13 protein-coding genes, 1 tRNA gene and 1 pseudogene are annotated in these 19,533 nt (G+C 70.5%); 8 read left to right on the top strand and 7 right to left on the bottom strand.

Going from position 1 to position 19,533, the window contains the following annotated elements; translation table 11 throughout:
* Nucleotides 1–69: 69 nt before the first annotated feature.
* The 4 genes from ID554_RS25725 to ID554_RS25710 all read right to left on the bottom strand — a co-directional run bounded on the left by ID554_RS25725 (nt 70) and on the right by ID554_RS25710 (nt 4,048).
* Complete coding sequence (locus tag ID554_RS25725) at nt 70–324, bottom strand: superoxide dismutase (protein WP_117231014.1); 255 nt, start codon at nt 322–324, stop codon at nt 70–72.
* Nucleotides 321–2,966: an alanine--tRNA ligase gene (alaS, locus tag ID554_RS25720; RefSeq protein ID WP_117231015.1), complete on the bottom strand. Its 2,646-nt coding sequence runs from the start codon at nt 2,964–2,966 to the stop codon at nt 321–323. The genes ID554_RS25725 and alaS overlap by 4 nt, the downstream gene beginning before the upstream one ends.
* Before the next feature lie 201 nt (nt 2,967–3,167).
* A complete protein-coding gene (locus ID554_RS25715; protein WP_117231016.1) occupies nt 3,168–3,428 on the bottom strand; it encodes a superoxide dismutase in 261 nt (86 codons plus the stop codon).
* Between the two features lie 5 nt (nt 3,429–3,433).
* Nucleotides 3,434–4,048 carry a superoxide dismutase gene (locus ID554_RS25710; RefSeq protein WP_117231017.1) on the bottom strand — a complete coding sequence of 205 codons (615 nt, stop codon included), beginning with the start codon at nt 4,046–4,048 and terminating at the stop codon, nt 3,434–3,436.
* An 85-nt stretch (nt 4,049–4,133) separates the two neighbouring features.
* Here ID554_RS25710 and ID554_RS25705 point away from each other — a divergent pair, with 85 nt between their 5' ends.
* From ID554_RS25705 to tsaD, 3 genes are all read left to right on the top strand, one after another.
* The gene (locus ID554_RS25705) at nt 4,134–4,592 is read left to right on the top strand and encodes a Fur family transcriptional regulator (protein WP_117231018.1); all 459 of its coding nucleotides are present in this window, start codon (nt 4,134–4,136) and stop codon (nt 4,590–4,592) included.
* A 68-nt stretch (nt 4,593–4,660) separates the two neighbouring features.
* Complete coding sequence (def, locus tag ID554_RS25700; RefSeq protein WP_223884250.1) at nt 4,661–5,215, top strand: peptide deformylase; 555 nt, start codon at nt 4,661–4,663, stop codon at nt 5,213–5,215.
* 3 nt (nt 5,216–5,218) lie between these two features.
* A complete protein-coding gene (tsaD, locus tag ID554_RS25695; RefSeq protein ID WP_117231020.1) occupies nt 5,219–6,259 on the top strand; it encodes a tRNA (adenosine(37)-N6)-threonylcarbamoyltransferase complex transferase subunit TsaD in 1,041 nt (346 codons plus the stop codon).
* 193 nt (nt 6,260–6,452) lie between these two features.
* Here the strand turns inward: tsaD and tnpC are convergent, their stop codons facing one another.
* Complete coding sequence (gene tnpC, locus ID554_RS25690; protein ID WP_117231431.1) at nt 6,453–7,913, bottom strand: IS66 family transposase; 1,461 nt, start codon at nt 7,911–7,913, stop codon at nt 6,453–6,455.
* Nucleotides 7,914–8,665: 752 nt separating this feature from the next.
* Entirely contained in the window at nt 8,666–10,039 is a 1,374-nt protein-coding gene (locus ID554_RS25685; RefSeq protein WP_147333600.1) for an IS701 family transposase, read from the bottom strand.
* A gap of 288 nt (nt 10,040–10,327) precedes the next feature.
* On the opposite strand from ID554_RS25685, the gene ID554_RS25680 reads away from it, so the two are divergent.
* Nucleotides 10,328–12,058: a recombinase family protein gene (locus ID554_RS25680; RefSeq protein ID WP_117230977.1), complete on the top strand. Its 1,731-nt coding sequence runs from the start codon at nt 10,328–10,330 to the stop codon at nt 12,056–12,058.
* On the opposite strand, the gene ID554_RS25675 is transcribed toward ID554_RS25680, so the two are convergent.
* Nucleotides 12,040–12,123 (bottom strand) — tRNA-Leu (locus ID554_RS25675). The genes ID554_RS25680 and ID554_RS25675 overlap by 19 nt on opposite strands.
* A 206-nt stretch (nt 12,124–12,329) precedes the next feature.
* On the opposite strand from ID554_RS25675, the pseudogene ID554_RS33390 reads away from it, so the two are divergent.
* From ID554_RS33390 to ID554_RS25650, 4 genes and pseudogenes are all read left to right on the top strand, one after another.
* A pseudogene (locus ID554_RS33390) lies at nt 12,330–12,797 on the top strand (tetratricopeptide repeat protein); the annotation flags it as partial.
* A gap of 1,917 nt (nt 12,798–14,714) precedes the next feature.
* On the top strand, nt 14,715–17,336 hold the full coding sequence (locus ID554_RS25660) for a fibronectin type III domain-containing protein (RefSeq protein ID WP_223884248.1): 2,622 nt from the start codon (nt 14,715–14,717) through the stop codon (nt 17,334–17,336).
* 25 nt (nt 17,337–17,361) lie between these two features.
* A complete protein-coding gene (locus tag ID554_RS25655; protein ID WP_117230978.1) occupies nt 17,362–18,357 on the top strand; it encodes an AAA family ATPase in 996 nt (331 codons plus the stop codon).
* A gap of 16 nt (nt 18,358–18,373) precedes the next feature.
* Nucleotides 18,374–19,531 (top strand): DUF58 domain-containing protein, encoded by a 1,158-nt coding sequence (locus ID554_RS25650; RefSeq protein WP_117230979.1) that lies wholly within the window; start codon nt 18,374–18,376, stop codon nt 19,529–19,531.
* Nucleotides 19,532–19,533: the final 2 nt, after the last annotated feature.

Here is a 19,533-nt window from a genome sequence, read left to right as displayed (position 1 = left end):
CTCCAGAACTCGACACCTTCCGGCGTCACCGAGTTACGTCGAACGCGGGCGTCGTACTCCGCTGGCGGGTCAGTCGGCGGCGGCCAGTGCGGCGATGCGGAGAGAGATGTCGCGCACCACGATCTGGAGGTCGGTGTCGGTGCTGTCGGCGACGATGGTGAGGGCGAGTTCGGTGAGCAGGAGGAACGCGTGGGCGCGTTGCGCGTCGTCGGTGAACGCCTCGGCGAGGGCGTGGGCGCCGTCGAGGTCACCGCGGTGGCGGGCCGCGATGATCCCGACGGCGTGCTGCATGCCGGCCAGCAAATCGGCCGGGTGGGAGGTCATGCGGTGGCGGTGAGGTCGCGGAGTCGCGTCAGCAGGTCGGCGGGGTCGCCGGTGGCTTTACCCTGGGCGAGTGCGGCGCTACCGCCGCCACGACCGGCGAGCAGGAGCTTGATCAGGTCGGCGGCGGAGAGTCCTCTTTCCAGGCCGGCAGGGGTGACTGCGACGACGATGCCCGCTCCGGCGACGATGCCGACGACGCCGGGGCGGCGGCCGAGGCGGTCGCGGACCTTCTCGGCGAGGCGTCGGCCGTCACCAGTGGTGGTGACGCCGACGTAGGCGACGCCGTCGAGGTCGACGGCGTGAGCGGCGTACCCGTCGGCGTCGAGGTCCATGATCCGGTCACGGAGGTCGTTGGCTTCGCGTTCGATCTGCTTCATGCGCGAGAGCAGGGTGGCGACCCGGTCGGGGAGTTCCTCGGGCCGGGCTTTGAGTTGGGCGGCGAGCTGGCCGACGAGGTCGCGTTCGCGGGCCAGGTAGCGAAATGCCTCAATGCCGGTGACCGCTTCGATGCGGCGTTGTCCTGCGCCGACCGAGGATTCGCCGGTGAGGGCGAGGGAGCCGATCTGCGCGGAGTGCGCGACGTGGGTGCCGCCGCACAACTCGCGGGACCATTCGCCGCCGATCTCGACGACCCGGACGGTCTCGTCGTAGGTTTCGCCGAACAGAGCCAGGGCGCCTTCGGCGCGGGCCTGGTCCAGTGGCAGGTAGCGGACGTCGACGGGCAGGTCGCGGCGGATCGCGAGGTTCGCGACGTCCTCGATCTCGCTGCGGGTGGCCTCGGACAGGCCGCCGCGCCAGGCGAAGTCCAGGCGCAGGTAGCCGGGCCGGTTGTACGAGCCGGACTGCAAGGCGTTCGGGCCGAGGACCTGGCGCAGCGCGGCGTGCACGACGTGCGTGCCCGAGTGGGCCTGCCGCGCCCCGGTGCGCCACTCCGGATCCACCGCGGCGTGTACCGCGTCGCCCACGGCGAGACTGCCGTCGAGGATCCGGACGGTGTGCGCGATCAAATTCTTGACCGGCCGTTGCACGTCGATGATCTCGGCGCGCAGATTCGGGCTGGTGAGCAGGCCCGCGTCGGAGTCCTGCCCGCCGCTCTCGGCGTAGAACGGGGTGCGGTCCAGGGCAACGGTGACGATGCCGCCCGCCTGGGCGGTGTCGACGGTGGTGCCGCCGGACCAGATCGCGAGGACCCGGGATTCGGTGTCGAGGGTCTCGTAGGCCAGCCAGTCCGTCGGTCCATGCGCGTCCAGGACCGCCCGGTAGGCCGACAGGTCGGCGTGGCCGGTCTTGCGGGCCTTCGCGTCGGCCTTGGCGCGGGCGCGCTGCTCGGTCATCAGCGCCCGGAATCCGTCGGCGTCCACGGTCAGGCCCTGCTCGTTGGCGATCTCCAAGGTGAGGTCGATCGGGAAGCCGTACGTGTCGTGCAGTTGGAACGCCTTGTCGCCGGGAAGCGAGGATCTTCCAGCTTTCTTGGTCTCGGCGATCGCGGTGTCGAGAATGGTGGTGCCGGCGCGCAGCGTGCCGAGGAAGGTGTCCTCCTCAGCGTAGGCGGCCGAGGAGATGCGGTCGAAGTCGGCGGCGAGTTCGGGGTACGACGGGGACATGCAGTCGCGGGCGACGGGCAGCAGTTCGGGCAGTGCCTTGTCCTGCCAGCCGAGCAGTCGCATGGCGCGGATGGCGCGGCGCATGATCCGCCGCAGCACGTAGCCGCGGCCTTCGTTGGACGGGGTGACCCCGTCCCCGATGAGCATGAGCGAGGTGCGGACGTGGTCGGCGATGACCCGCAGGCGAACGTCGTCGGGGTGGGACTGCGCGGCGGCGGGCCCGGAGTGCACGCCGTACTGCTTGCCGGTCAGGTCGGCGGCCCGGGCCAGGATGGGACGTACCTCGTCGATCTCGTAGAGGTTGTCCACGCCTTGCAGGATCGAGGCGATCCGTTCCAGGCCCATCCCGGTGTCGATGTTCTTGTTCGGCAGTTCACCGACGATGCGGAAGTCGGTCTTCGACGCCACGTCGGCGATCTCGTACTGCATGAACACGAGGTTCCAGAACTCCAGGTACCGGTCCTCGTCGACCTCGGGACCGCCCTCTGCGCCGTAGGAGGGGCCGCGGTCGTAGTACAGCTCCGAGCAGGGGCCGGCCGGGCCGGGGATGCCCATCGACCAGTAGTTGTCCGCCTTGCCCCGTCGGACGATCCGCTCGACCGGCATTCCGGTGGTGCGCCACAGGTCGTGGGCCTCGTCGTCGTCCAGATAGACCGTCGCCCAGATCCGTTCCGGGTCCAACCCGAAACCGCCCCGTTCCACCGGCGTGGTCGACAGGTCCCACGCGAGGCGGATCGCGTCGGCCTTGAAGTAGTCGCCGAAGGAGAAGTTGCCGTTCATCTGGAAGAACGTGCCGTGCCGTGAGGTCTTGCCGACCTCGTCGATGTCCGGCGTCCGGATGCACTTCTGCACCGACACGGCCGTCCGGTAGGGTGCGGCCCGCTGGCCGAGGAAGTACGGGACGAACTGCACCATGCCGGCGTTGATGAACAGCAGGTTCGGGTCCGAGATCGCGGGCAACGGCGCCGAGGGCACTACCGTGTGTCCGTTGGCCTCGAAGTGCGCCAGGAAGCGCCGCTTGATCTCCGCCGTACGCACCAACGCCCCCTTGTTGCCATAGTTTTGCAACTACATGCTAGCGGCAGCAGAGTGCGCTTATTTCTGATACCCCACGGCCGACCACCCCGCCTGGATACGCCGGCGCGCACGGCGGGGCGCGGCAGTCGGCAGGGTGGTCGTATCCGGTCGGTGTCGCCGGCACGCCTGGTGCCGGCGACACCGACCGGAGGCACACCGCGGTCAGTCGTCGGGCGGTGTGGCGGTGGCGGCGACGAGCAGGGACAGCTCACGGACGAGGTCGTCCAGGGACTGGCCGCTCTGCGCGCGGAGCAGTCCGAGGCTCAGGTCCGCCAGGAGGTAGAAACCGAGGGTCTTGGCCTGCTCGGAACTGAACGCGGCGAGGAGTTCCTCGGCGCCGCCGAGGTCACCGCGATGCTTGGCCACGATGACCCCGGCGGCGCGTTGCACCAGCTCCGCGGCGGCCGGGGTGAGACCGGTCACGCAGATCAGATCTTTGGCGTGGCGGCGCGGGCAGCATCGAAGCGGGCAATCACGTCCGACCAGTTGACCAGGTTCCACAGCCGGTCCACGTAATCCGGCCGCACGTTCTTGTACTGCAGGTAGTAGGCATGCTCCCAGGCGTCGAAGACCAGCAGCGGCGTAGAGCCCTGGCCGACATTGCCGTGGTGGTCGTACACCTGCTCCACGATCAGCCGCTGCCCCAGCGGCTCCCAGGCCAGCACACCCCACCCGGAGCCCTGCACGCCTTTGGTGGCCGCGGAGAGCTGCCCGGCGAACGCATCGAACGAACCGAAGTGCTCCTCGATCGCGGCGGCCAACTCTCCGTCGGGACGATCCCCGCCGTCCGGGGAGAGGTTGCCCCAGAAGATCGAGTGCAGCACGTGACCGGAGAGATTGAACGCGAACGTCTTCTCCAGGCCGACCAGGGTCGAGAAGTCGCCCTTGGCGCGGGCCTCGGCGAGCTGCTCCAGGCCGTCGTTGGCGCCCTTGACGTACGTGGCGTGGTGCTTGTCGTGGTGCAGCTCCAGGATCTGCCCCGACATGGCCGGCTCCAGCGCGCCGTAGTCGTAGGGCAGATCCGGCAGGTTGTAGACCGCCATCAGAACTCCTTGAGGTTGCTGCCAAGATGATGCTCTTGCCACTATCTTGCAATAGAACCGGCGATCGCGCGGCGAGGAGGGGCGGTTGACCGCATCGGAGACCGACCGAGTGACCGCCGCGGTGCAGCGACTACGCCACGCCGGCCTGCGTAACACCGCCGCCCGGCGCGCTGTGCTCGGCCAACTCGCGCACGCCGTAGGTGGTCGCGGGCACCTCACCGTGACCGAGTTGCACCACGCCCTGCTGGCCCGTGGGGTGACCGTGGAGCTGTCGACGGTGCACAGGGTGCTGCGGCAACTGGTCGAGTTGGGCATCGCCCACACCGTGCCGGTCGGTAGGACGACCACGTTCGGGCTGGCCGACGACGCGCACCACCACGCCGTCTGCGGCGCCTGCGGCGACATGCGGCAGTTGCCGGACGAGGCGGTCGACGCGAGCATCGCCGCCGCACGCGCCGTCGGGATCGACCCGGATCCGGCCGGCCAGCCCAGTGGTGTCGTCGTCTACGGACGGTGCGCGGTGTGCCGGGCAGCGACCCGATAAGGGCCCAACCCGTCGGCGTACGGCCGGCACAACCCTTACTGCACATTGTTGGCAATTGCATAGGATAGGTGACTGTGCAGACCTCGACCGGCACTCCGCGCCCCATCACCCGCTACGGCATGCCCGTACTGCACCGCCGCTGCGCCGAGGTGACCGACTTCGACGACGCCCTCGCCCGCCTCGTCGCCGACATGTACGCCAGCATGTACGCCGCCCACGGCGTCGGTCTGGCCGCCAACCAGATCGGCGTCGACGCGCGGATCTTCGTCGTCGACTGCCCCGACGCCACCGGCGCCCACACCGTCGCCACCGTCGTCAATCCGGTCCTGCACCTGCCGGAGCAACGCGAGCTGGTGACCGACGCGGAGGGCTGCCTCTCCGTCCCCGGCCAGCACGCCGAACTGGCCCGCTGCGCCACCGCCACCGTCACCGGCTTCGATGTCAACGGCCAGGAGATCCAGCTGGACGGCACCGGCACCCTCGCCCGCTGCTTCCAACACGAGGTCGACCACCTCGACGGCCTCGCCTACGTCGACCGGCTCCCCACCAAACTCCGCAAACGTATCCTGGCCGCCAGCGCCGAACACCCCGGCGTCGGTGCGGGCACCGGACAGGACGACTGACCGATGCCGGTCGTCCTGGGCATCGAAACCTCCTGCGACGAGACCGGCGTCGGCATCGTCGCCGACGGCGTCCTCCTCGGCGACGCCCTCGCCACCAGCATGGACGAACACGCCCGCTTCGGCGGCGTCGTACCCGAGATCGCCGCCCGCGCCCACCTGCACGCCGTCACCCCCATGGTCCGCCACGCCCTCGACCGCGCCGGCATCGGTTTCGGCGACATCGACGCCGTCGCCGCCACCGCCGGCCCCGGCCTCGCCACCGCCGTCCAGGTCGGCCTCGCCGCCGGCAAGGCGTACGCCCTCAGCCTCGGCGTGCCCCTCTACGGCGTGCACCACCTCGCCGGCCACGCCGCCGTCGACACCCTCGAACACGGTCCACTCCCTGACCGCTGTGTCGCGTTGATCGTCTCCGGTGGGCACACCTCACTCCTACTTCTCGGCGACCTCGCCCGGGATCCCGTCGTCCACCTCGGCGACACCGTCGACGACGCCGCCGGAGAAGCCTTCGACAAGGTCGCCCGCCTGCTCGGCCTGCCCTACCCCGGCGGACCCGCCATCGACCACACCGCCCGCGACGGCAACCCCACCGCGATCGCCTTTCCTCGACCGATGACCGGCCCCCACGACCCGCCCTACCGGTTCTCCTTCTCCGGCCTCAAAACCGCCGTGGCCCGCTGGGTCGAGAAACACGACGACGGGGCGGTGCCCGTGGCCGACGTCGCGGCGTCGTTCCAGGAAGCCGTCGCGGACACCGTCACCCGCAAAGCCCTGGCGGCCTGCCGCGACCACCAGGTCGACACGCTCCTGCTCGTCGGCGGGGTCGCCGCCAACAGCCGGGTACGCGCCCTCGCCGAACACCGCTGCGCCGACGCCGGAGTACGGCTACGCGTACCGTCACCACGACTCTGCACCGACAACGGGGCCATGATCGCCGCCGTCGGCGACCTCCTCATCCGCGCCGACGTCACACCCGACCGACTCGACCTCGGCGCGGACCCCTCCGCCGTCCTGCACGGCGCGCTCCTGCAGGGCCTACGCCCCTGAGTAAGGACAGGGGCACCCATCCCGGGGGCCTGTGCCGCTCTCGGCCAGTCTCGACAAGATCGATACGCCCAAACCCGTGGGCAGGACCCACGCGGCAGCCATCCGCCCTGGTCGTAAGCATTCAGGGCCACTCCATGACGTAGCCGTTGGTGGCAGTGTGTGATGGGTGGTGGCGGTCGTTGCTCGTGGTGGGTTAGCCGGGTGCCCAGGCGGGTGGTGTCCAGGGTCGGCCGAGGATGGCGTCGCGGATGGCGGTCATGACATCCGCGCCGTGTTTGGTCACTGTGGAGACGTAACCGCGGATGGCGTAGCGGTGTTCGGTGACCTTCTCGCTGGTGAGCCGTCCGGAGATCTTCTGCTGGGTCTTCGCGGGCCGTAGGTCGCGTTCGGCCTGGTTCGACGTGGGTGGGATGCGCAGGTCGGTGGTGAATCGCAGGATGTCGGCTTCTCGGTCGTGGAGGTCTTCCAGCAGTGCCCGGTGTTTCGGCTGTTTACGGCCGTCCACCCGGGCGACCTCCTTGAGCCCGATCCGCACGCCGTGCCGGTAGGCGTCGATCAGCGGGCCGGCGATGTGTTCGCCGATCGCGGGCAGGTTCTGTGCGCGGGCGAGGTTCGCGGCGTGGACGAGTCCCTGTAGCGCCTGGCGGATCTGGATCGGCCAGTGCGCGTCGGGGTAGGTCTCGGCGGCGTCCTGACAGTCGCGGATCAGGTGGGCTACGCAGAGTTGGTGGACCAGGTGGGCGAAGATCTTCGCGTCGTAGTTCTGGTAACGGTCGTGCACGACCACCCCGGTCAGGTCCGGCAGGACGAACACCTTGAACGTGTCGAGGCTGCGGTCACCGAGCAGGTACCAGGTGTAGAGGCGGGTGCAGGCGACCAGAAGGTACTTCTTGACCTTGCGGGCACCGACCCGGATCGGGGTCTCGTCGCAGGAGACCACATGCGCGAGGGCGATCAGCGTGCGGATGATCCGGTTCGACTCGGCCACCCCCGCCGCGGCCCGGCCGATCAACGCGTGGACGAACCCGTCCGACGGACGCGAGCCGGTCAACGCGGCGACCAGGTCAGCGCACCGGGCCACCGGAATCGCGTGCACCACCATCAGATAGACGCACCACGCCTGAAGATTCGGCCCGTACGAGACGCCTGCGTCCGGCACCCCCTCGGGGCGGGCCGCCACGTGCATCGCCCCGCACCCGCAGCGCACCGCGTGCCGATCATGCTGGGTGACCGTCGCCGTCATCGCCGGCACATCGACCTGCTGATGCGAGGCGTAAACCCCCAGATCAGCCGCCGATGCCAGATCCGATCCGCATCCACACGGCCCGCCCGGAAAATGATCCACAATGCCGTCCGGAAACGGTGACCAGGACAGCTGCGCACCCGGCGCACCCCGCTGCTTACCCCGCGACCGCTTACCAGCACCGGCTGCCGGCACCGGCGTGGACACCTCCGCCGGCGGCGTCCGTCCCGGATCATCATCCTTCGACGGCGGCATCCCCGAGTTCCCACTGTTACGCGACACCAGGCGTTCCAACCGCGCGACCCGATCAGTCAACTCCCGGTTCGCCTGGGTCAACTGTTCCACCTGAACGATCAGCCGTCGCGTGAGTCCGATCAACTCCTCGCGCGACAACTCCTCCAAGCCCGGCACCCACCGATCACAACACATCGATCGCACCCGGCCGCGCATCGACACACCGTCAAGATCGACCCAGCCCGTCAATCACAGACAGCCACTCACGGCCACCACCCGGAGTGGCCCTGAATGTTTACCCCTGGTCGTCGAGCAGAGCATCACGCGTGCGTAGGGACAACGCACCCGCGTCATGAAACGACGATCGTCCGCTTCCGTCTCAGGTAGCCGTCCCCGCCGCTGGAGTTCGACCCGGAAGGCGCGAGATCAGGCGGGACGTGTCGCGGATCAAATGGATCACACCCGTTACGCCCCGCTCTGGGCCACGCGTTCGTCGGAACCTCCCGCAGCCCCCTTCAGGCAGTCGCAGACCAGAAAGAACGAATGCTTCATCCCGCAGATGCGCTGGTCGGTGACCACGCTTTTCCAGAGCGTCCCGCCTCACCAGCAACGCCGGCCCACAGGCCGAGATCGTCCTTCTTCCATCGAGGGCGATCCCGATCGCGGCACACGACGACGGCCACTGCGCGACCTGTCCGCCCTCCTGTCGGCCGCCATGAGGCGCGGCGCACACCCCCTAATCATCCTAGTACTGCAACGGCGGGTCGTGCCTTATGGCGGTTCGAGTCGTTTACGGTAATGGGAGGCTTTCGCTTGAGCTTGCCGGCGGCGGCGCCAGGTTGACCAGTGCAGCACGTGCTCAGCTGCGGTACGCCCGATGAGGACGAGGTGGGCGAACAGGCGGCGGATCTCGTTGCTGGTCAACGGGATCAGGCTGCCCGCGTCTGCGGTGATGCCCCCTTCGAGGCTTCGGCGGCGCGGGTGACGACGAGGAACGCGGCGGCGGCCATCGCGAGGGTGATGTGGGCGTACCAGGCGTCGTAGCGGCGGACCTGGCACTGGACCAGGCCGACCTCGTTCTTCGCGGTCTGGAACGACTCCTCCACCGACCAGCGACTGCCGGCGACCCGCACCAACTCACGCAGTCGGGTGCCGCGCCGGCCGAAGCAGACGTAGTAGGCGATCTCGCCAGGGTCGCTGATCGAGCGTCGCGCGAGGACCCAGCCGCGGCGGCCGTGGGCGAAGGTGCGCCGGATCGGCACCCGGGCCCAGTCGTAGCGGCGTGGCCCGCGCGCGCCATCGCCGCACGACAGGCGCTGCCACGCGCCCGCACGCACCCTCGCGATCAGCTCATCGACACGGAGGGTGGTGTGTAGCCCGGAGGGCACCCCGTCGTCACAGCGGGTGGCCATCACATAGGCGATGTCCTGATCCTCCAGCCAGCCCCGCAGGCCCGGGTTCTGCCCGTAGGCCTCGTCCGCCGTGAACCACGAGAACGGCACCCACGCCTCGATCGCCCGCTCCACCATGGCCTGTGCCTGCTGCGGCTTCGTGGCGAACTCCACCTCTTCCGGAATCGCCGCCGCCCGGCACCGGTCCCGGTCACCGGTCCACGACTTCGGCAGACAGGGGCCGACCCGGGCCGGAGTCTCATCAGCGTGCAGCACGTCCTGAACCTGCAGCAACGCGGCCAGCCGGGAAACGAACGGGCCCAGCCGGCGGGCCGCCTCGGTGACCACCTGATGCACGAACCCGGTTGAGACCCGCACCCCGAGCAGATCGGCCATCAACGCGGCGACCCGTCCGAACGGCAGGAACTGCCCGGCCCGGGCATACACGGCGGCGGCCTTGACGTCCGTGCCGTACTGCACCCGCCCCGTCACCCCTGCGGGCGCCGCGGGCTCGCTGACCTGCCCACACCCGGCGCACTCCACCGCAACGAGCTGGTGCTCGGTGACCACCGGCCGGCGCTCGGGCAACTCGACCACCTGCCGGCGCTGCCGCCCGTACTCACGGCCGCCGTCGAGACCGATCCCGCACGCCGGGTTCACGCACCGATCCGGCCGATGCTGCACCACCTGATCCGGATCGGCTGCCAACTCCAGTGTCGATCCCGGCGCACCCGGCTGCTTACCCCGCGACCGGCCACTGCCGCCGCGCTTGCCCGACTGCGGCCGGGGCCTGGCCAACCCGTCGGACGACGGCGGCTTGGACGAGTTCGACGAGTTCAACCCCAGCCGGCGCCGCAGCTCCGCGTTCTCCGCCTCCAACCGATCGACCCGTTCCCGCAGCTCAACCAGCATCGCCAGCAGATCCTCATACGAGGGCGGAACCTGCGGGGCCGACGACACCACATGATCATGCCAGCCGGTCAACCAGAGTGGACACGCGGCCGTCGCCCTACCTCAAGCTGAATACGTACCGTCAGTCATCCAAGCTCAGGGTCCAGACGAGTCCACCAACGCTTGATCACTTCATGCCGGTATGCGTAGATCCGTGTAACAGTGCGTCCGCCGGCCGTCCGATTCCCGGCTGGCCGGCGGACGCGCAACCCACGCAACCCACGGAAGGCGCTTTCGGTGACCATCGACATGCCTCGTATCGAAGACACTACCGCCGCGCTGCTCGCCTACCGCGAACACCGACGATTCGCGTTCTACGGCCGGGTCTCCACCGAGGACCAGCAAGACCCAGTGGCGTCGAGGAACTGGCAGCTCAGCCGCGCAACTGGCCTCATCGAACCGGTCGGCGGCATCATCGTCACCGAGTTCTTCGACATCGGCCTGTCCCGCTCCCTGCCGTGGAAACGCCGGCCCCAGGCCGCCAAGCTTCTCGACGCCCTCGCCGACCCGAACCGCGGTTTCGACGCAGTCGTGATCGGCGAGCCCCAACGGGCGTTCTACGGCAACCAGTACAGCCTGACCATGCCCGTCTTCTCGCACTACGGCGTCGACCTATGGGTACCGGAGGTCGGCGGCGCGATCGACCCCGAGTCCGAAGCCCACGACCTGATCATGAGCGTGTTCGGCGGCATGTCCAAGGGCGAACGCACCCGCGTGAAGGTCCGCGTCCGCACGGCGATGACCTCGCAGGCGAAGATCGAAGGACGGTTCCTCGGCGGACGACCACCCTACGGATACCGCCTCGCCGACGCCGGACCACACCCCAACCCGGGCAAGGCCGCCGACGGCCGCCGCCTGCACAAGCTGGAACCTGAACCGACCACCGCGCCCGTCGTACGGCGGATCTTCGCCATGTACCTCGCCAACAACGGCTACCTCGCCATCGCCGAAGCGCTCACCCGCGACGGCATCCCGTCACCGTCAGCCGCCGACCCCGCCCGCAACCCGCACCGCACCGGCGAGGGCTGGGCCAAGAGCGCCGTCAAGAACATCCTGTCCAACCCCCGCTACACCGGCCGGCAGGTCTGGAACAAACAGCGCAAGGACGAGGTACTCCTCGACGTCAACGACGTCGCCCTCGGCTACGAAACCCGCATGCGCTGGAACGACAAGACCTCATGGGTGTGGTCCGACACGATCGCCCACCCGCCGCTCATCACCGTCAACGACTTCGAGCTAGTTCAGACGATCATGGCGGCCAGCGGGCGAGGCCGCACCGGCAACCGACAGCGGAGGGTACGCCGCCACTACCTTCTTCGCGGACTCATGCTCTGCGGGCTGTGCGGACGCAAGATGCAAAGCCATCAGGCGCACGAGATGGCCTACTACCGGTGCCGCTACCCCAACGAGTACGCCCTCGCCAACCACGTCCAGCACCCCCGCAACATCTACGTCGCGGAACGAGACATCGTCCCCGCGCTCGACAACTGGCTCCTCACCGCGTTCGCCCCGCACCGACTGACGGACACGATCCGCCGACTCCACGCCGCCCAACCCGACACCAGCCCCAGCGTCGTCGCGGCGGAGGTCGCCGCCGCCAACAAGATCATCACGGCATGCGACGCCAAACTCCTCCAATACCGCGCCATCGCCGACGCCGGAGGCGACCCCGCCACCGTCGCCGCATGGATGGCCGAGGTCAACGCCCAACGCGCCGCCGCCGTCACTCAACGCGACCAAGCAGCAGCACAAGCACAAGCACCCCGACGCCTCACTGAGGACGACATCCGGCACCTCGTCGGCAGCCTCGACGACATCCGCAACACCCTGCGGAACGCCCACCACCAGGACAAGAGCAACGTCTACCGCGCGCTACGACTCGCCCTCACCTACAACCCCGGCCAAAACAAAATCAGCGTCGAGGCTAAGCCTGACGCTGATTACTGTGGGGTAACTGTACGTGTCCGAGGGGGGACTTGAACCCCCACGCCCTATACGGGCACTAGCACCTCAAGCTAGCGCGTCTGCCATTCCGCCACCCGGACTTGCTCTGCCCAGCCTACCGTTTCGGCCTCGGTGATCCATCACCAGGAGGCCGCTCGGCGGGCCGCACGGGGAGTTACTGTACACGCCGCCGGTGGATCATGCACATCAGCATCGGGGGCCGGTTCCGGCCGGCTCGACGCGTCCTGCCGGGCCGTCCGCGAGGGTCGGGTGGCGTCACGGTGCCCGTACCCGGCAGCATGGCGGTGTGTCCCATGCCTCTCCCTTGGCCGTCGCCCAGCAGCGGGCTCTGGCGCTGCGCGGTACGGGCAATCTCGCCGCCGCCCGTGAGCTGCTGACCGACGTGGTCGAATCCGTGCCGCCGCCGTTCGGCAAGGGTCATCCGGACGCGCTCAGCACGGCGCACCTGTTGGCCAGGTTGCACCGGGAGGCCGACGATCCGAGCGCGGCGCGGCGGGTGCTGGAGGAGGCGTTCGCCGCCGGGGAGCGGCAGTGGCCGCACGCCGACCCGTTGATGTTGGCGTTGGCCTTCGAGCTGGGCTCCGTCGCGGACGAGCTGGGTAACCGCCACGAGGCGCGACGCAACTACACCCGCGTCGCCGCTGCCGGCCCGGCCGTGCTCGGTGCCGATCATCCGGCGGTACGCACGGCGCGCGAGTACCTCGGCGACGCGGCTCCGGCCCCGCAGCCGGCCGTACCCGCGCCTCGCCAGCCGGAACCGGCGCGCGAGCCGACCCATCATCAGGCACTGAACGAGCCGACGATCTCGCTGGCGGCGCTGTCGACCGCCTGGAAGCCGCACGATGCGTCGACCACCACCGCCTCCTTCCGACAGTCCACGTCCCGGTTCGGGGAGGGTGCCGCCGCCTCGTCCGCCCCGGCGTCGGCCCCACCGGCGCCCGCCGTACCGCATCCGCGAGCCGTACCGGGATCGCATGCTCCTGAGGTGCCGACGGTGCCGCTGTCTACGCAGGTCGCTCCGCCTCCGGTGGTGCCCGAGCCGCCGACGGTGCCGCTGGCCCGGACAGCTTTCCACAAGCAGCCGGCACCCCCGGTCGCTTCGTCTCAGGGCAGCGAGCCGACCATCGCGCTGGGCCTGCCGGTCCGCGAGATAGAGGTTCCACCGCCACCGGTACCGCCCGCCGCACCCCATTCGGCACCACCGGCTCCGCCGACAGCCAACCTTGCGGCCCCCGAGGCCGACGAGGACACGAGCGTGCTCCGGATTCTGCCGGCGCCCGACGCATCGGCCCCGAACGAGACCGAACCGGCATCGCCGGACGGGTCGCAGTGGGCACGGCCCACGATCGGGGTCCAGCAGATCGGTCCGCTGTTGGCCGAGGAGGCAGCCCGGGCCAGCCGCTCCCCTCAGAATGCGTCGCCGACCGAACAGGCGCTTTCGCCGGGCGACGGCTCGGTGAGCGGCACACCGGCCAGCGGAGTCCCGTTCGACGCAGCACAGGTCAGCGGCCCACGGGCCGCCGCACCCCACACGGACGCGACCCCGATCAGCCCGAATCCTGTCAGTGCACCGCCGGTCAGCGGCGCTCCGACCATTTGGGCGCCCATGAGCGCGCCGCTGCCTCCTCCCCCGCCGACCGCCGGCCCGACCCATCAGCCGCCGGCAGCGGGGACCCCCGGCCTGCCCTCGGCCGCGAGCCCGACGTCCGGGCCACAGGATCTGACCACGCCGTTGCCCCAGCCGGGTCCGACCAGCTACCCGTCGCTCAGCTACGAACCCCCTAGCGGGCCGCCCGGCTACGCCCCCATCAGCAGCCCACCGGCAAGCCCCCACTACCCGCCGCAGCAGCCTCCTCCGGCGGTCGGCGGGGGGCAGCAGTACGACCCGAGAGGGCAGGCGGCGTCGGCGTACCCGGCGGGGCAGGTCGGGCACGGCGGGACTGCGGGGTACGCGCCGCAGTCCTGGGGGCAGCCGGGGGCCGGAGGGCCCGGTTCGGCGGGGAACGTGGCGTACCCGGTGCCGTCGGGGGGTGCGGGGTCGGGGCGGAGTCGGGCGGCGATCGTGGTGGCGATCGTGGCCGTGGTGGTGGCGGTGGCCGCGCTGATCGGGCTCGGAGTGTTGATCATGGATCGGCGAGCCGCGCCTCCGGTGACGCCGGCCGAGTCGTCGGCGGCGGATCCAGGTCCGCCGCCGACGGGGTTGGAGTTGCGGGACGATTCGGCCACGATCAGGTTGACGTGGACGGATCCTTCGGACGGGCTGGTGCCGTTCATGGTGGCCGGTGGGCGGGCGGGCCAGGCGTTGGGGGTGCTGGCTACGGTGGGTCAGGGGCAGACCAGCTACACGGTGAACGGGTTGAACTCGCGAGTGGACTACTGCTTCACGGTGTTGGCCGTGTACGGCACGAACGAGTTCGCGACGTCCAGCCAGGTCTGCACGTCGCGGGAGTCCGGCGCGGGTCAGAACTGAGCGTTGCTCACGGTCGGTGGACGGACCAGTCCTGGCGGGACGGTCGGGGCGGGACACGCCGACGACACGCCACGCTGGGTGTTCATCGGCGGACAGTGTGGGTTCCCGGGGTGTGTGCGGTGACCATATGATGGCTCCCGGCTCAGGGGAGAGGTCGCCGTCTGGCGCCACCTGCCAGGACGACACGAGAGGCAGCCGGTTGTGGCGAGCACCGACGAGGCCGTTCCGACCCGTACCGCCCGATCCCGATCGCGGGTACGCGGTGGTCTGGTCACAGTGGGGACGGTGCTGGCGCTGCTGGCGGCGATGGGTCTGACCGTGCTCGGTCTGGGTTCGGCGGACAACGCGGTGGCCAGTTTCGACGCGAGTTCCTGGCTGTGGAGTTCGGCACGTAGCGAGTTGGCGCGGGTCAACGGGGTGACCGCACGGGTGGACACGCGGGTGGAGCTGCCGGCGGGACGGCGGCACCCGACGCAGGTGACCCAGACGGACCGGGTGTTGGTGCTGCGGGATCTGCACACCGGTCAGATCAGCGCGTTGGACCTGGCCACGTTGCAGATCACCGCGACCACGCCGACCACGCCGGGGCTGGGTGTGAGTGTGGCGTTGCACGAGGACGCGGCGTTCGTGGTGGACGCGGTACAGGGTGTGGTGCGCCAGTTGGACCCCCGGTCGCTGGCGCCGGTGGGTGAGCCGGTGCGCTATCCGCCGGGCATCACCGGTGGCGCGTTCGACGGTAAGGGCCGGTTGTGGATCGCGGTGCCGGCGGAGGGGACGGTCTCGGCGATCACCCCGGCGGTGCTGCCGTCGGGTTCGGCCGGGGGCACGCAGGCGGGTCCGCAGCGGGTGGAGACGTACGACGTGGCGGGCGCCAGTCACGAGTTGGTGGTCTCCACGCTGGACGACGGCGTGGCGGTGCTGGACCGTACGGCCGGGGCGTTGGTGACGGTGGTGCGCGGCGAGACGCGGCGGACCGCGTTGGCGGAGACGTTGACCGGGCCGGGCACGATGCCGGTGCGTACCAGCGGGCAGGTGGTGCCGGTGACGGTGGCCGGGCAGCGGCAGGTGCACGCGATCACCGACGCCGGTGAGGTGCGGTCGTTCACGGTGCCGGGCGAGGGCGACCGGTTGAGTCCGGCGGTGGCCTGGTCGGGGCGGATCTACTGCGCAGACGAGGCGTCCGGCACGGTGTACGCGTTCGACGCGGCGGGTCAGCTGGTGGACACCATCCGGGGCAGGTGGCGGGGGCCGCTGGACCTGGAGGTGCGGGAGAACCATCTGTTCATCAACGCGCCGGAGGCGTCGACGGCCCGCGTGGTGGACGATTCGCACCTGGTGCGGGAGGTCGACAAGTACGCCAACGACGTGCTCGGTGGCGATCCGCCGGCGGAGCCCCCGCCGCCCCCGCCGCCGCCGAAGAAGCCGCAGGTGAGTAAGCCGGGTGCGCCGCGCAACGTGACCGCGGAGGCCGGGAACGCGCAGGCGCGGGTGAGTTGGCGGCCGGCGGCGGCCAACGGTGCGGAGATCATCCGGTACGTAGTGGAGGGTGCCGGGCAGCGTCGTGAGGTGGGCGCGAACCAGCGGTCGGTGCAGCTCAAGGAATTGACCAACGGGGAGACGTACCGGTTCTCGGTGCACGCGGTCAACGCCCAGGGGGCGGGTCCGACACGGACCAGCAATCCGGTGACGCCGACGGCGGCGGTGCCGGACGCACCGGCCAGTGCGTCGGCCCAGGCCCGCGCGGACGGCACGGTGGTGGTGAGCTGGCCTGCGGCGAACGGACAGGGCAACCGGATCGCCCGGTACGCGGTGACGGCCACGTCGGCGGGAACGAACGCCCCGGCCGGCGAGGCGACCGGTACCGAACTGGTGATCAGGGCCGGTGAGCTGGAGTACGGCACGCAGTACGCGTTCACGGTGGTGGCGGTCAACGACAAGGGTGCGGCGTCGGAGGCGTCACCGGTCAGCGACACGGTGGTGCCGTTCACGGTGCCGGGTGAGCCGGTGGAGTTGCGGGCCGGCACGGTGGCGGACCGGTCCGGGACGGTGTCGGTGCAGTGGGCGCCGGCGGCGGCCAACGGTCGGCCGGTCAGCGGGTACGTGGTGGAGGTGGGTGACCGGCGTACCGAGGTGACCGACACGCAGACCACGGTGAGTGATCTGGGTGACGGGCAGAACGTGACGGTGCGGGTCCGGGCGGTCAACGAGGCGGGTGAGGGTCCGCAGGCCACGACGACGGCGCGGACGGTGGCGCCGCCACGGGTGACGGTGACCGGGTCGTCGGCGACCGCGACGTCGGCGACGGTGACGTTCACCGTGGACGCCGGTGGTGGGCAGGCGACGTGCACGCTGGCCCGGTCGGGTCAGACGGCGCGCAGCGGTCCGTGTTCCCGCATCACGATGAACGGCCTGTCGCCCGGGACGGAGTACACGTTCTCGGTGACGGCGACGAACGCGGCGGGTGAGGGTACGGCGCGGCGGACGCAGGAGACCGACGCCTTGTTCGGCATCGCCACCTGCAACAACGGCAGTTCCGGCGAGGAGGCCACCTACTGCGATCGGGATCGCGAGGGCCGTAACGGCAACGAGATCTTCTCGGTGCCGCGCCAGGACAACGACCGGCAGGTCGGCTGGGCGCGGCCGGGTAACCGGTTGAAGGCGTACTGCCGGGTGCGGGGCGAAGAGGTGTACGCCTACATCTACAACAACGACAAGCGCAGCACCTGGTGGGTGCAGGTCGAGTACAGCGGACGCAACTACATCCCCTGGGCCTGGCTCAACCTGGAGGGTGGGGACGACATCGCCGTCCTGCCCACCTGCTGATCCAATCCGGTCGAGGAGCACCACCGTGAACAGCCACGAACCGCTCACCCAGCAGGAGGTGCAGGGTTTCGCCGCCCTCGCCGCCCGGCTGGCCGAGAACGTCAACGCGGTGGTGCTCGGCAAACCGCAGGTGGTCAGGCTGGCGCTGACCGCCCTGTTCGCGCAGGGACACGTGCTGTTGGAGGACGTGCCGGGGGTGGGCAAGACGACGTTGGCACGGGCGATCGCGGCGACGGTGAAGGGGCAGTGGCGGCGGATCCAGTTCACGCCGGACCTGTTGCCGTCGGACGTGTCCGGGGTGACGATCTTCAACCAGGCCACCCGGGGGTTCGAGTTCCATCCGGGGCCGGTGTTCGCCAACATCGTGATCGCCGACGAGATCAACCGGGCGTCGCCGAAGACGCAGTCGGCATTGCTGGAGGTGATGGAGGAACGCACGGTCACCGTCGACGGGGTTCGGCATCCGGTGCCGCAGCCGTTCCTGGTGGTGGCCACGCAGAATCCGGTGGAGATGGACGGCACCTACCGGTTGCCGGAGGCGCAGTTGGACCGGTTCCTGGTGAAGCTGTCGGTCGGGTATCCAGACGAGTCGGTGGAGGTGGAGGTGCTGCGCGGGGCGACGGTGCGCTCCCCCGAGGCGCTCACGGCGGTCACCGACACCGCCACCGTGGGCGAGATGGTGCGGATGGCCCGCCGGGTGCACATCGCCGAGCCGCTGTACGCGTACGCGGTGCGGTTGGCGGCGGCGACGCGTACGCATCCGCAGGTGCGGGTGGGGGTGAGCCCGCGTGGGGTGATCGCGTTGACCCGGGCGGCGTGCGCGTACGCGTTGATCGACGGCCGGGGCTGGATCATGCCGGAGGACCTCAAGACGCTGACCGAGCCGGTGTTCGCGCACCGGCTGCTGCTCACCCCGGACGCCCAGGTGCGCGGGGTGACCGCCGCCGACGTGTTGCGTCAGTCCGTCGCCTCGGTGCCGGTGCCGCTGCCGTCGGGGCAGCCCGCCCCGGCGACTCCCTGACCACGAGACGTCTGTCGTGCGGATCACCGCCCGGGGAATCGGGCTGCTCGTGGCGGCGGTCGTGCTGGCCGGTGCCGGTTTCCGGTTCGCGTACCCGGAGTTGACGCTGCTCGGCGTCGCGGCGGGCGGCGCGGTCGCGGTCGCGACGGTGACCGCCGCCCGCCGGCCTCGACTGGAGGTGCGGCGGAAGGCGCACCCGGACCGGGTGAGTCGGGGTGACCCGGCGTCGATGACGGTGACGGTCCGCAACGCGGGGCGGTGGGGGGCGGCGAACCTGCTGGCCACCGACCGCTGCGGTGACCAGGTGGTGCCGGTGCCGGTGCTGCGGCTGCGCCCCGGCACGGACACCGTGGTCCGCTACGACGTGCCGACGGTACGGCGAGGGGTGGTGCCGGTCGGGCCGCTGCGGGTCACCCGCCGTGATCCGCTCGGCCTGGTGGTGCTGGCCCGGTCCTACGGCGACAGTGTGCCGGTGTGGGTGCATCCGCGGATCCACCCGCTGTCGGCGGTGCCCACGGGCGCCGGTCGCAGCCTGGACGGGCGCGTCGACGCGGTCCCGCACGGGTCGATCACGTTCGACTCGTTGCGCGAGTACGTGGTCGGCGACGAGTTGCGGCGGGTGCACTGGCGCACGAGTGCCCGGGTCGGTGAGCTGATGGTGCGGGAGAACGTGGACACCAGCCTGCCCCGGATCGTGGTGCTGCTGGACAACCGGGTCGCCGCTCATCCGAACCGGGTGGACGGGGTCGCCGAGTCGTTCGAGGCGGCGTGTGAGGCGGCCGCGTCGGTGGTCGCCGCCGCTGTCCGGGAGGACCTGCCGGTGGTGCTGCTCTTCGTCGCCGCACCGGAGTCGGGCGTCGCCGAGGACGACGGTGCGGTGGGGCCGCTGGACCGGTTGGCGGCGGTGGCCCTGAGTGCCGAAGGGACGGTGCAGCAGGCGGCTGCCCGGCTGCGTCGGGACCGGCTCGGCGACACCCTGGTCGTGCTGACCGGGCCGGGTGGCCGCGAGGACCTGGGTCACGTCGGTGCGCTGCGCGGGGCGTACCCGTCGGTGGTGGTCGGGGTGTTCGGCGCGGCCGAGCCGACGCCGCCGGGCGCCGCCGGGCTGGTGGTCGTCGACGCGGCCGACGGTGCGGCGTTCGCCGCCGAGTGGGACGGGGTACGCCGGTGGTGAGG

It is taken from the genome of Micromonospora craniellae (assembly GCF_014764405.1).
Classification (GTDB): domain Bacteria; phylum Actinomycetota; class Actinomycetes; order Mycobacteriales; family Micromonosporaceae; genus Micromonospora; species Micromonospora craniellae.
The sequence above is the reverse complement of the archived record's forward strand: the minus strand, read 5'-3'. Positions and strand labels throughout refer to the sequence as shown.